This window comes from Mucilaginibacter sp. PAMB04168 (genome assembly GCF_039634365.2).
In the GTDB taxonomy this organism is placed as follows: domain Bacteria; phylum Bacteroidota; class Bacteroidia; order Sphingobacteriales; family Sphingobacteriaceae; genus Mucilaginibacter.
Genome location: NZ_CP155079.2, coordinates 1,863,907 through 1,877,548, shown reverse-complemented (window position 1 = coordinate 1,877,548; position 13,642 = coordinate 1,863,907). Strand labels below are relative to the sequence as shown.

Below are 13,642 nucleotides of genomic sequence, written 5' to 3'. Positions count from 1 at the left end.
TTTACTCATAAAAATACACTCTTTTTACGCGTTGCGAAATATTGGTCAGAATTTCATACGGTATGGTGCCAATTTGCGCAGCCAGATCCTCAATAGTTTGCTGCTCATTAAATACAATTACCTCATCGCCTTCTTTAACCTCAACGGCACTTACATCTATCATACACATGTCCATGGCAATATTACCAACGGTAGGCACCAGTACGCCTTTCACCAGCATTTTGCCTGCGCCGTTACCAAAAGCACGTAAATATCCGTCGGCATAGCCAATGCGTACGGTGGCTATGCGGCCATCCCTTAGCAAACTGCCATTGCGGTTGTACCCAATAGTTTCTCCGGCGGTAATATGCTTTACCTGAGATATGCTTGTTTTTAAAGTAGCAATAGGCTGCAGGCCATTCAAATGTTCAGGCACAGCAGCGTCTATGCCGTACAAGCCTATGCCGAGGCGCACCATATCAAACTGGGCATCGGGCCAGCGTATAATGGCCGATGTGTTGGCTATGTGTTTAATAACCGGGTAGCCCAGCGCCTGCTCAATTGTTGCGAAGGCCTGTTTAAACTGTTTGATCTGTTTACGGGTAAAGTCGTCATGCGCCTCTGCGTCACTGGCCACCAGGTGCGAGAAGATGGACGTTACCCGGATGTAGGCATTCTCTTCCAGCAGATCGCATAAAGCCTCCAGCTCAAAGTCCTCAAAACCCAGGCGGTGCATGCCCGTATCAATTTTAATATGTACCGGGTATTCGCTTATGTGATGCAGCTTGGCAAACTTTACAAACTTATCCAGCAGGCCAAAGCTATAAATCTCGGGTTCCAGCTTAAATTCCACCAGTTTATCAAAAGCTGATGGCTCGGGGTTGAGCACCATCAACGGCAGTGTAATACCGGCTTGGCGCAACGCAATACCCTCGTCAATATAAGCTACAGCCAGGTAATCCACCTTGTTGTATTGCAATATGTTGGCTACCTCAAAAGTGCCGCTGCCATAGGAGAAAGCCTTAACCATGGCCATTACTTTTACGCCGGGCTGTAGTTTGGATTTGTAAAAATTAAGGTTGCCCAGCAGGGCATTAAGGTTTATCTCCAGCATGGTTTCGTGCGCCTTTTGCGACAATGCCCTGCTAATGCGCTCAAACTCAAAACTGCGCGATCCTTTAATTAAAATAGCCTCATTATTGAAATTGATCTCCTTGCGATGACGCAGCACATCACCGGTGCTTTCGTAAAAAAACTTTTGCGGTACATTGGCAAAATACTGATGGTGCTGCTGCAAGGCCGCTCCTACCCCAATAAATTTATCAATATGATGGTTTTGGATCATTTGGGCCACCTGCTGGTACAGCACATCCTGCTGCAGGCCCGATTGAAAAATATCTGAAAGGATGAGCGTTTTAACTTTGTGCTGATTTTGCTGCTGCAAAAACTTTAGCGCAATCTCCAGCGAACGAATGTCGGAGTTGTACGAGTCGTCGATTACCGAGCAGTCGTTAATACCGTTTTTCATCTCCAGGCGCATACTTACGGTGCTCAGGTTTTCCAGCCGTTTATCAACCTCTACAGCGCTGTAATCCATAGCCAGCATGGTAGCCCAGCACACAATGGCATTTTCTATTGAAGCTTCATCCAAAAAAGGTATTAAACACTCAATCTCCTCGCCTTTGTACAGTGCCCGCAAGTAAAAACGCTTGGAAATCACCGTTTCACTGAACACGTAAAGATCGGCCTCCTTAAACTTTTGGCTCCAGGTAAAAGTGGTAACCGGCGGCAAATCGGCCTTGTACGTCATCAACTGGTCGTAGTTGTGAATAAGCAGACCGCAACTTTTAAACAACTTCAGTTTTTCCAATACTTTTTGGTGCATGCTCTCAAAACCTTCATCATGTGCCGACCCAAGGTGGGTAAGCACACCAATGGTGGGCTGAATGATAGCTTGCAGCGCGTCCATTTCATTTGCGGTAGATATGCCCGCTTCAAAGATGCCCAGGTCATTATCCTGCTGTATTTGCCATACCGAAAGCGGCACACCTATTTGCGAGTTGTAGCTTTTGGGGTTGCGCACTATATTTTTATCGGCAGCCAGCAACTGGTAAAGCCACTCCTTTACAATGGTTTTGCCGTTACTGCCCGTAATGCCAATAACCGGTAAATCGAAACGGCTGCGATGATAGGCTGCCAGCGTTTGCAGCGCCTGCAGCACGTTGGGCACTATTAAAAAGTTGGCTGCCTGGTACTCGCCGCTGGGCTGTTGCAGCACCACAAAATTGCGTACGCCCTGGTTGTAAGCCTCGTCAATAAACACGTGCCCGTCGCGGCGGCCCTGCAATGCAAAGAAAAGGCACTCCGCCGCATTGCTGATCTGCCGGCTGTCGGTAAGCAGTATGCTGATGTTGTTTTCGCGTACGATGGTACCTGACGCACCTATAATTTGCTGTACTTCGGGTATGGTATATTGGCTGCTCAACATGGTTACTAAGGTGCTTATATTTATGTAAACAGAAGAATTTTTGGTAAATTTGGTTTGCATGGATGAGCCGAAAAAGAAGAGAATTACAGATGAAAAAGTAGCCCTGGCCAAGGCCGAACATTTTTGCGCTTACCAGGAACGCTCGCAGCAGGAAGTGCGCAATAAACTGTACGAACTGGGCATGTACCCTACCGGTGTTGAAAATGTAATTAGTGAGTTAATAACCGGCAACTTTATAAATGAGGAGCGCTTTGCCAGAGCTTATGCCCAAGGCAAGTTTAACCAGAACGGCTGGGGACGTATTAAGATTAAACAAGGCTTAAAATTAAAGCGGGTGCCCGATAAGCTGATTGCAAAAGCACTGCAAACTATAGATGGCGATGAGTATTTACGCACCTTGCAGAAAATTTTAGAAAAGAAACAGACGCAGATAACCGAAAAAGACGCGTTTAAGCGCCGCTATAAACTACAACAGTACGCTATGGGCCGTGGGTTTGAGAGCGATTTAATAAATGATATTTTGAAAGCCAGTGAGTTATGAAAAAGTTAAAAAACTTTTAAAAAAATTATTTGCAGAATAAGGTTTTGTCTCTATATTTGCATCACCAAAACGCAAGGGGGTTATCGAAAGAGAGCCACCAACAAAAAATGCGAAAGTAGCTCAGTTGGTAGAGCACGACCTTGCCAAGGTCGGGGTCGCGAGTTCGAATCTCGTCTTTCGCTCAAATCCCTTACTGAATATCAGCAAGGGATTTATTTTTAAAAGGTACTAATTATTATGTGGTGTGCGGGCCGACGCCTGCCTCTTCTCCCGCATAATAATCACCTGCTCGGGTGGTGGAACTGGTAGACACGCAGGACTTAAAATCCTGTTCGCCTTAAAGCGAGTGCGGGTTCGATTCCCGCCCCGAGTACAAGAGCCCGATACGAAAGTATCGGGCTCTTGTTATTTTTACGAGGTTGAATCCCTGCAGGAGCACTGATCAAATTAAAGCCAATTATAATTCTAGCATAACTGCATATTTATAGCACAGGTTAGTTTTTTAATTCACTAATAGCCAATGATACTCCGCCGTACACGCTTGCACCAGTAAGGGATGCGATGGGCAAGGACGAGCTAGGTGTTTTTACCGATATACGGACAGAGTACCCTAGAAATAACAAACATTATACAGCGCAATACCTTGCGAGGGTCTCTCGGCGGAGCATATAATCTTTATTTCAAGGTACAATTGTTATCTTTTAATTACCTGTTTTACCACTATTTGTTGGTTAACCTTCTGTGCTTCATGTATCAACAGGATCCTATGTATCTTTCCTATTTCCTAATGAAAGAGTTTTGTGTAGCAAAGTGTGTAACACGATAATAGGCAGAAATACTACAATGGCTTATCTTTGGAAAGCCAATTATTCAAACTCTATCATGATTTGAAGAACCAAACCACCTCGCCAGCTCGAGGTGGTTTTCTATTTTCAACCCTATGTCTGCTTTAATACCGGGAATAATATCTCCCGGTTACCTTCTAATCTGATTATTTGCTATAGGTGCTAACTGGCGCTAAGTATTACTTTCGTCACCGCTGGTCTCTCATAAAGGAACCTTGCATTGCAGGCCATTCCAAGTTTAGCAATTTATTGCTAAATACCTACTTAGACGCTCCACCGCAAGGCCTCTTACGCCCAGAACCTGCACTGACAAAAGATTATTTCCTCTACACACCCTTAGGATTTATAAGCTCGGGTCAAACTCCACAATCCATTCAATGCCATATTTATCTCTAAACATTCCAGCGTAGGTACCCCATGGTGTATCACCAATATCACCTTCAACTTCTCCGCCAGCCGATAGTCCGCTAAATACCTTATCTGCCTCTTCGCGGCTTTCGGCACTCACTAATATTTTCGACCGGTTTTCGCTTTCGTTTACCCCACCCATAAATTCGGGAACATCGTTGGCTATCAACACATTGTGTTGGCCGATAGGTAAAGCGATGTACATTATTTTATCAACCTCTTTTTCTGGCACCTGAAATTCAGCACTTGCCAGGTCTTTAAAACGGATGATCTTGGTGAATTCGCCGCCAAAAACTGATTTGTAAAAAGCAAATGCTTCTTCGGCATTGCCATTGAAGTTAATCCAAGGATTGATTGTTCTCATGATGTTATTTTTTAGTTAATATAGGTTGCCTTTCCGCCTGAGCAGGCTCTCTTGTCAAGAATCCCGCTTAAACAGAGTTGTTAAGCATAAAAGCTGTATGAATGGCGGCTTTGTTGTTCGATCCGATCACGCATCCGGTATGTTAGGCTCTACAAGTTTAGCCAATTTTTCCAGCGATTCCTGCCAACCTAAGTAGCACATTTCAATTGGGATAGCTTGGGGGATGCCTTCTTGCAATACTTTAAGTTCGGTACCTACTAATGTTTTTTGAAACGAGATGGAGTTAATGATTACACCCGGCATATTGGGGTTGTCGAACTGATCAGTGTACTTTAAGAACTCGTTGGGTTTAACCTCCATGTATTCTCCGCCGAATGTATGGCCGCTACCAGTTGTAAAATTCTGAAACGACATCCTGAAAGTACCACCTTCCCGAACGTCCATTTCGTGTACGGTACAAAGAAAGCCATAAGGTGGCAACCATGAAGCGATGGCCAGGCTTTCGGTAAAGGCACGGTATACCTTCTCAGGCGTGGCCTTTATTATTCTGTGTAATGAAACTTTGTTTTCTGACATAATTGTTTTGGCATTAATTGCAAACAAAGATGCAACGAAACAAACTACATAAGGAGGGCCAAATACGACAATTTAGGGGTAAATTATCCTTGCGTTGGCAGGCGTTCCGCATCAACACTTTCCTTATACCTTAACCAGGCATAGCAAATGTACACCAGCATGCACGAACAACCCATGTATTCTTAAATAAAAATCCCCAGCCACAGGCCAGGGAGCACTACCCATACCAACACCTTAATTAACTAACGGTAGATATAGGAATAATATTCATTGGCTGAATAACCGTTATAATAATCGCGCGTATAATTATAATTCTGCCAAACAAACCTCAGTACAGACGAAGCGGAACTGATATCCGTGCAGCCCGAGCCATGATAAGGCGAATTCCCGTAGCCTACGCCCTCCGGGTCCTCGTAATCATCCAGTATTAAATCTTGCGAGGTATCATTATCATAAATTTGAAGCATGTGAATTCCTAAATCGATACCGGTACCGGGCACAATATCTACCGTATAAGAAAGTGTTGTGCCCACAATATTCCATGTAATTTCGGTAGTGGTACCAAAATAATCGGTGGCAGATAGCGTACCTCCACTTGTAGATGGTGAATAACTATAAGGTCCAAAATTAAAAGATTCCTGACTCCCTATAGAATACCATAAGTTGCTGGAGGCATTAGCATGGTCGAGGTATGGCGTTGTAAAAGCCATGCTTTTAACATGACGTTGCGCCCGTAAAAAAAAGGGAATAGGATTGCTCGCTTCGGCCGTGGTGAATGCCAAAGCAGAAAATAAAACAAATAGTAATTTTTTCATAAAAAATAAAGGTTAAAAAATTAATTGGTTAAGCAGGCAAAACGGTTTGCGCCTGCTTGCAAAGGGTTGTATGGCTAGTAATCAATATTACGAATTATTAATCAGTAAATAACAAGTAATGAATTACTTATATGACCTAAAACACCTTGCAGCTATAGCGAGTGTTAATTTTTCTAAAAACATCATTAGGCATAAACCACTCTGCTAAGAATATGGTATGAGTGATTTGTTTACAGTGTTTCCTGTCCTCGGCGAGCCTAAGCCCATCCAGATATCAGGTTGATTCAAATAGATATCTCAAATGCTGAGGTTGATGTGCTTGGTGAGGAACTTTTAAAACGGATTAGTTGGCAGTTTTTTGAATAAACCGGGTTCAACTACATAAACAAAAAAGTAATATCGAAGATCAATGAACCTTTACAGTACAAAAGGGCGGATACAATGCCGTCGCCTTAAACGTTTGAGCTACGTATTGAAATGAGGTTGCGGATATATAGCTGCCTGAGTGTTATTGTCCCCTAGAGCTTTCTTGTAGCCGATCCTACGACTAATCAGATAACAACTATAGAAAAGCTCTAATGCCTTCTACCTTGTTGGCTAATTCTGTCTAGTTAATGCCCTTTCAGGTTAAGGCCCCTATGTGATAGGTTACGCCAAACCAACCTATAAAAAGACCCGATGACTAGATAAGACAAAAGAAAATTGAAAATTGAATTAAACAAATATGCCCGTCCAAAAATATGAACGGGCAGTATCAGCTATAAATATTGTGCACCTACCATAAAGCGAATTCAGCTCTTAGTCCACCACTTGAGTGCTTATACGCAATCACTTTTCAATAGTTACAACAATTATTATTTTTTATGTCGGGCGCCATATTTTAATATCACAAATATCAGCCCCGTAAAATCTTGTCCATCTTTTTGCCCTTTGCCAACTCATCCACCAACTTATCCAAATACCTAACCTGCCGTGTTAAGGTGTTTTCAATTTCTTCTATACGATAGCCACAGATGGTTCCGGTAATGAGCTGCGCGTTAGGGTTCAGCGTAGCCTGCTGAAAGAATGCCTCAAAAGTTACCTTTTCCATAATTAATTCCTGCAGCATTTGGTCGTCGAAGCCTGTTAACCAGCTAATAACCTGGTGCAGTTCCTGTATCGTTCTGCCCTTCTTCTCTACCTTTGCTACATACATCGGATATACTGAGGCAAACGTCATGTTTGCCATACGCTGGTTGTGTGTGTCGGAAGTGTTCATACCTTTTAAAGCAAATTTTGCAATGTTCAACTCTTGTAGCTGTTGCATACAGAAACTCCAGAATCATTAAGTCGGTATAAGTGTACACCGTGTTTTATAACAAAGCGCCTAACAGATCTGGTTACGCAAAAATATAATATATCCAGCCTTATTCAATACGCTGGCTAACAAGAATACAGCCGCTTTATATTTTGTTAACATTTACGAAATACCAATAGCACTTTGGGCCAATATCTTCGCCCAAAAATACCCCATGAAAAAATTATTTACCTTAATAGCCTTAAGCTGGCTTTCATCGGCATCTGTACACGCCCAGGAAAACCACGTAGTGCTGATTAGTATAGATGGCTTACGCCCCGAGTTTTACCTGGACCCGCAGTGGGGCATGGTGAATGTTCGACAAGGCATGCAAAAAGGCGCTTATGCCGAAGGCGTACGGGGTAGCTTCCCTACCGTAACCTACCCTTCTCATACTACCATAGTGAGCGGCGTACTGCCAGCCAAACATGGCATTTATTACAATACACCCGTTGAGCCTTTAGGCGTTTCGGGCAAATGGTTTTGGTATTATAAAGACATTAAAGTGCCTACATTATGGACAGCCGCTAAAGACGCGGGTTTAACCACAGCTGGTGTAAGCTGGCCGGTTACGGTTGGTGCGCCTATAAACTATAATTTACCCGAATACGTGATTCTGCCACAGGGTAAAGGCGAAAAAAAGGATGAGATTAAAGCCATGTCTCAGGAATCAAATCCCAAAGAACTCTTTCAGGAAGTACAGGATTATGCCGTTGGTAAATTTGGGGCCGAATATGGTGCAACAGTTGATTTTTATACCAGCGATCAGAACAAATCAAGAATGGCTGCCTATATAATAAAACGCTACAAACCGGCCTTCCTGGCCATACATATTGCACTCCTGGATCATTTTGAACATGAACAAGGCCGTGACGGCGATAAAGTAAGGTCTGCCATAGTTGGTGCAGATGTAGCCATTAAAACGATTATGGATGCAGCTGATGTTGCCGGTATCAGCAAAAATACCACGTTCATCGTTACCGGCGATCATGGTTTTGTGAATATTCACACCCAATTTAAGCCAAACGTTATGCTGGCCAAACTGGGCCTTTATGATGACGCCAATAAAAACGCCTGGAAAGCTTATTTCCAGCAAAGCGGCGGTTCTGCCTTTTTACACCTCAAAGATCCAAAAGACAAGGCATCTGTAGAAAAAATAAAGCAAGCGCTTAATCAACTATCTGATGGCATTAAAAGAATGTTTCATGTGTTAGATAAAACTGCATTAACCAACGCCCAGGGTGACCCTAATGCGTTAATGGCGCTGGCGGCCTACCAGGGGTTCAGCTTTGGCGCTTCGGCCACGGGCGATATGACCGCCCCTGCAAACGGAGGTACTCACGGGTATCTTCCCACCGATTTTAAAGAGATACAAACCGGCTTTGTAGCCTTTGGTAAAGGCATTAAGCCGGGCGCAGTATTACCATTGATTGGCCAGGAAGATATTGCACCATTGATTGCGAAGCTATTGAACCTGAACCTTAAAACAGACGGCGTATTATATCCCGGAATACTTACGCCTGCTAAAAAGTAAGTGGGTATTGTGCAGCTTTCGTAAACAAAAAATTAGTATGGGCGGGGTTTATAAAAGACTCGTATACTGCCCATACTAGTTTTTGTAATACGGCAAGCATTTACACTCTTAGCGCTCCCCGAAAAGCCCTCGCAGCGTAATATGATTCGGCACCGTTGTGGTATATAAAAATGGTGTTGTAACGGCGATCGGCAAAGATGGCCCCACCCAGTCTTCTGATCTCGGCCGGTGTTTGAATCCAACTTGATGTCTTAGTATCAAAGTTTCCAAGAGTCTGCAACTTCCGGTATTCCTCTTCTGCTAAAATGCGGATACCCATATCTGCTGCCATTTTTAAAGCACTGTTTTGTGGTTTATTTTCCTTTCTGGCTTCCAGTGCGTCGTGGTCGTAACAAATACTTCTGCGGCCTTTCGGACTTTCAGCTGAACAATCAAAAAAGATAAATTCGCCGGTCTTGTCGTCAAAACCAACCACATCTGGCTCACCGCCGGTTGCCTCCATTTCATTGAGCGACCACAACTTATTCTGATCAGCTTGCAGCTTAGCTTCTATTTTAGCCCATTCCATGCCTCCGTGCCGGTTCATATTTTTCTCGAACCTAGCTTTTAGCGTACTCAGGAGTTCTTCCATCTGTTCTGGTGATAAATTCTTGATCATGTGCTATAATGTTTTAAATCTGTATACACAAGGCACGCTGCATCCTGCTGTGTGAGGGCGAGCGTGTCACAAAACCTTATGTTTGATTAAAGCCGGAAGTATTTGCTTTACTTCCTCTTCGGCACCATAGGTTGTAAAGTGTCCTGCATCAAACATGTAAGGCATTTTACGGGCATTTATCTTAGGATAATGGTCTGCATCAAAAATATCCAAGTACAATTGACCTAGATTATCCCGAAGGAAAGTATTTACAGATACAGTGGAGCGGTCAACAAAGTTCTGACTTAAATCCCTCCCCGACTCCGACTCCTGGGCAGCAATAGTTGGATATGGGATGATATAATTTTTAGTTTGACCGAGTACGATTGCCTTTAAATGATACTTTTTAAGATAGGCTATGGTACTATTAACATCGGCTACAATCTCTTTAGGCTCACCTTTTTTTGACCAGTCTGCCGTTATAATAACGGCAGACAATTCTTTCGCATGTTCTTTAATAAAGTCGCGGTAAACGAAAGACATTATTTCGCTGCAGCGCGGGGCGCCATTAGGTCGTATTACCGGCGAGCAACCGCTGGCAGCTACTTCACACAAATGTATATTTAAACCTGCAAAAGCTTTTTTTAATGCTGATGAAAAATGAGCAGCGTGGCTGTCGCCAATTAACAAAACATTTTCTCGGCCGGGAAGTATTGATAAACATTCCTCCTGATCAAAATCTTTAATGGTATAAGATGTTTTTACAAAGCACTTGTTAAACTGCTCACTCGCATCCGGTGTGCCAAAATAGTGCTGTGAATAGCTGGACAATTTTAAAGACTCGGGCTTAAACATGCGTGCATTGAACTCGTACTTTGGCAAAATAAGGGTTACTACAGCTAAAGCGCCAAGGGCCGTATACACAATAAATCCCCGTTTTATGTTTCTGGATTCGATAAGCAGGTAGGAAATAAACCCCAAAACTAATGATAGCGCAATCATCACAAGTATGGTGGCAAAGGTAATAGGCACCCCACGGTATTGTGCTATTACATATACGGGCCAGTGCCATAAATAAAGGGAGTATGATATCTTACCCAGCCACTGAACAGGTCCGGCTCTTAATACAGAAATATCATTCGCGTTGGCAGCAATAACCAGCACAGTAGCTGCAACCGGTACAATAGTGAATGGCCCGGGCCAGGCTAATTTATCATGAAAAAAGAAGTAGCACAGCAGTATAATAAAATAACCGATGCCAGCCAGTAGCTTTCGCTTACCAAAGGTTCTGAGTTTTGCTTCCAGGTAATACGCTACGCCGCCTGCTAACATCTCCCATGCCCTTGCTGGAAACAAATAGAACGAAGCCGATGGCCGGAAATGATTTAGCCCTACACAACATACATATACCAGCGCTGTACATGCCGCTAAAATGGCAAGAGCGCGTATCTTGTGCCTAAAGTATTTGTTAAAAAATATAAGCGCAATAGGATAAATTAAATAGAATTGCCATTCGACCGACAAAGACCACGTGTGCAGCAGAATGTTGGTATCTGATGCGGGTGCAAAATAATCCATCTTGCTGTATAACAAAAAGTTGGACACAAACAATATGGCCGATACGGCATAGCTCAAAAAGCTTTTATAATCGTCGGGAAAATAAATAAAGAAGCATATTACGACCAGTGATGCTATTAAGCCCAACAATGCAGGAATAATTCGTATTGCTCTTTTATGGTAGAAACGTAATAAACTAAACCTATTGCCTTTTAGCTCATTAACTATAATCCGGGTCATTAAATAACCGGAGATTACAAAGAATACGTCAACGCCAGAGAACCCTCCGGTTATTGCAGGAACCTTAAAGTGAAAAAGAAGAACGCCTACTATGGCAAGGCATCGCAGAGCGTTAATGTCATATCGAAAAGTGGGCTTCGGATGAGAGGATAAAGACATTAGCGGCAATTAAAGTTTGTTGAATATAACAAATACGTCGTAATGGTGCAATTATACGCTTTAAACTTAATATGAATCCATCCCTATGATGAGTTTTTCGTCGATATGCTAACCGGTCCAGGTCATCAAAATCATGGCGCGTAATGGAAAACATTGAGCCTAATGTGAGGATTTGTAAAGTATATCCTGGCCGTTAAGGCATAAAACTCTACTAAAATAATTTTTCAGTTTTCACTTTGATATACAAAGTACTTTTTATTAACTTTGTATATCAAAGAACTTTTAATATTAAAACCGCTGGTAATAGCTTAATTTATCATCATGACAATCACAAACAATCTCACAACACAACCAACTCAACCCGCTTCATTAGGTAAACGCATGTTAATTGGCGCAGCAATAGCATTAGTACTAATCAGTGTTTTTCTGCTCGGTGTTAAACACACTGAACCGGCATGGGGCAAGCTATGGATGATTAAACCATTAATTATGGTGCCTGTAGCTGGTGCAGCGGGCGGTGCATTTTCTTTTTTTATGGATAAACTGCGTTATCAAGGTGGTTGGAAAGCCGCATTAGCTATCATGCTAAGTATACTCGGATACGTTTTTGCATTATGGATTGGCACCGTTTTAGGCTTAAACGGCACGCTTTGGAATTAATCTTTTTCACTAACTACTAGATTTCGCAAAACCATAAAGCCATGAAAGAAGAAATATTAGCTCATTTAAACTCACCCTTGCAGCTTGAAAAGTTGTATAGAACTAACAAAGCCTCTTACAAGCGGGAATTTAACGCTTTGTATCCCGAGCTTAAGGGCAATATCATAGCCGAGTTTTGGAATGAGCGATTGAATTACGAGCGCGATGACATAAACTGGGGCACAGGAGAGGAACTGTTTTTTGTGATAGTTGCTTCGCTGGTAGCAGGTTTAATTGCAAAGCTGCCGGCTTTTTTTTCGCTAAATGAGGAGTTCTTTTATTCCAGGAACTTGGGATTCGTTATTTTTCCGCTTCTATCGGTTTACTTTGGTTGGAAGAATAAACTGCCGGTTCAAAAAATCGCCATTACAGTTATAGCAACCCTTGCCGGCTTAATTTTCATCAACGCCCTACCTGATGCTAAAAAGAGCGATACCTTAATTTTGTCGTGCATTCATTTACCGTTATTCTTGTGGTCGGTATTGGGTTTTGCGTTTATTAATGGGCCAGGTAATAACAACGCTAAAAGGCTTGGTTATTTAAAATATAACGGCGACCTAGTGGTGATCACAACTCTGATCCTGATAGCAGGCGTAATCATGACCGGTGTAACCATTGGGTTATTCTCGCTCATCGGTTTTAACATAGCCGATTTTTATTTTAAAAATGTTGTCATATTCGGTCTGGCCGCCGCACCCATTGTAGGCACCTATCTTACGCAAGCCAATCCGCAATTAGTGGGTAAGGTTTCGCCGGTTATTGCTAAAATATTCAGTCCGTTGGTTTTGGTAATGCTGGTGGTTTACCTGGTAGCTGTCGTGTACTCAGGCAAAGACCCTTACAACGACCGAGATTTTTTGATGGTCTTTAATGCGTTATTAATTGGTGTAATGGCCATAATTTTCTTCTCCATCGCCGAAAGTTCTAAAGCAACTCAACATCGCGCAGAAACCTGGATTCTATTCCTCCTGTCGGTTGTTACCATTGTACTCAATGGCATTGCCCTTTCTGCCATCTTGTTCCGTATTGCCGAATGGGGTTTTACACCCAACAGAACCGCTGTTTTGGGTAGTAACGTGCTGATATTACTTAACCTGTTTTTTGTAACCGGGCAGCTGTTCCAGGTACTTATTAAGAAAGCTGAAATTACAGAAGTTGGAAAAGCTATTGCCTTGTACTTGCCTGTGTACTTCGTCTGGACAATTATTGTCACCTTTCTATTTCCGCTGATATTTGGGTTTAAGTAGTACGAGCGTGTTTTAAAATTATTAATTACCCTCATCACCTAAAGCCTGGTATTATCATATCGGGCTTTTGCTATAAACGTGCTTATATATCATGATTTAAGTATATGTCCAAGTTATAGGCCCAATCTCTCTCCAGCCTGCTTCCATCATTACCAACACAGGACAGCACCCTATAGTAGTTTTCTAAATTCTTTTATAGTTTTAACACGCCCGTTGT

Annotated in this window: 11 protein-coding genes and 2 tRNA genes; 6 read left to right on the top strand and 7 right to left on the bottom strand. The window is 42.6% G+C overall.

Translation table 11 applies throughout. The annotated features are described in order from the left end of the window. Nucleotide 1: 1 nt before the first annotated feature. Nucleotides 2–2,527: a bifunctional UDP-N-acetylmuramoyl-tripeptide:D-alanyl-D-alanine ligase/alanine racemase gene (locus tag ABDD94_RS08180; RefSeq protein ID WP_345955442.1), complete on the bottom strand. Its 2,526-nt coding sequence runs from the start codon at nucleotides 2,525–2,527 to the stop codon at nucleotides 2–4. Between ABDD94_RS08180 and ABDD94_RS08175 the strand changes: the two genes are divergently transcribed. From ABDD94_RS08175 to ABDD94_RS08165, 3 genes are all read left to right on the top strand, one after another. Further along, on the top strand, nucleotides 2,526–3,008 hold the full coding sequence (locus tag ABDD94_RS08175) for a regulatory protein RecX (RefSeq protein WP_345955441.1): 483 nt from the start codon (nucleotides 2,526–2,528) through the stop codon (nucleotides 3,006–3,008). The genes ABDD94_RS08180 and ABDD94_RS08175 overlap by 2 nt on opposite strands. Nucleotides 3,009–3,117: 109 nt before the next feature. Then, a tRNA-Gly gene (locus tag ABDD94_RS08170) sits at nucleotides 3,118–3,190 on the top strand. Nucleotides 3,191–3,295: 105 nt separating this feature from the next. Beyond that, nucleotides 3,296–3,381: transfer RNA gene (locus ABDD94_RS08165), tRNA-Leu, on the top strand. Between the two features lie 815 nt (nucleotides 3,382–4,196). Here the strand turns inward: ABDD94_RS08165 and ABDD94_RS08160 are convergent. The 4 genes from ABDD94_RS08160 to ABDD94_RS08145 form a co-directional block, all read right to left on the bottom strand. Continuing rightward, entirely contained in the window at nucleotides 4,197–4,625 is a 429-nt protein-coding gene (locus ABDD94_RS08160) for a VOC family protein (protein WP_345955440.1), read from the bottom strand. A gap of 126 nt (nucleotides 4,626–4,751) precedes the next feature. Continuing rightward, nucleotides 4,752–5,201 (bottom strand): SRPBCC family protein, encoded by a 450-nt coding sequence (locus ABDD94_RS08155; protein WP_345955439.1) that lies wholly within the window; start codon nucleotides 5,199–5,201, stop codon nucleotides 4,752–4,754. 242 nt (nucleotides 5,202–5,443) lie between these two features. Continuing rightward, nucleotides 5,444–6,016 carry a hypothetical protein gene (locus ABDD94_RS08150; protein WP_345955438.1) on the bottom strand — a complete coding sequence of 191 codons (573 nt, stop codon included), beginning with the start codon at nucleotides 6,014–6,016 and terminating at the stop codon, nucleotides 5,444–5,446. A gap of 895 nt (nucleotides 6,017–6,911) precedes the next feature. Further along, nucleotides 6,912–7,274 (bottom strand): DUF2200 domain-containing protein, encoded by a 363-nt coding sequence (locus ABDD94_RS08145; protein ID WP_345955437.1) that lies wholly within the window; start codon nucleotides 7,272–7,274, stop codon nucleotides 6,912–6,914. Between the two features lie 253 nt (nucleotides 7,275–7,527). Between ABDD94_RS08145 and ABDD94_RS08140 the strand changes: the two genes are divergently transcribed. Next, on the top strand, nucleotides 7,528–8,886 hold the full coding sequence (locus ABDD94_RS08140) for an ectonucleotide pyrophosphatase/phosphodiesterase (protein WP_345955436.1): 1,359 nt from the start codon (nucleotides 7,528–7,530) through the stop codon (nucleotides 8,884–8,886). A 100-nt stretch (nucleotides 8,887–8,986) separates the two neighbouring features. Here ABDD94_RS08140 and ABDD94_RS08135 read toward each other — a convergent pair whose 3' ends face one another. Both ABDD94_RS08135 and ABDD94_RS08130 read right to left on the bottom strand, forming a co-directional pair. Next, a complete protein-coding gene (locus ABDD94_RS08135) occupies nucleotides 8,987–9,517 on the bottom strand; it encodes a DUF4256 domain-containing protein (RefSeq protein ID WP_345955435.1) in 531 nt (176 codons plus the stop codon). Nucleotides 9,518–9,610: 93 nt separating this feature from the next. After that, entirely contained in the window at nucleotides 9,611–11,479 is a 1,869-nt protein-coding gene (locus ABDD94_RS08130; protein ID WP_345955434.1) for an acyltransferase family protein, read from the bottom strand. A 321-nt stretch (nucleotides 11,480–11,800) separates the two neighbouring features. Between ABDD94_RS08130 and ABDD94_RS08125 the strand changes: the two genes are divergently transcribed. Next, nucleotides 11,801–12,139: a hypothetical protein gene (locus ABDD94_RS08125; RefSeq protein ID WP_345955433.1), complete on the top strand. Its 339-nt coding sequence runs from the start codon at nucleotides 11,801–11,803 to the stop codon at nucleotides 12,137–12,139. A gap of 41 nt (nucleotides 12,140–12,180) precedes the next feature. Beyond that, nucleotides 12,181–13,425 (top strand): hypothetical protein, encoded by a 1,245-nt coding sequence (locus ABDD94_RS08120; protein ID WP_345955432.1) that lies wholly within the window; start codon nucleotides 12,181–12,183, stop codon nucleotides 13,423–13,425. Nucleotides 13,426–13,642 lie beyond the last annotated feature (217 nt).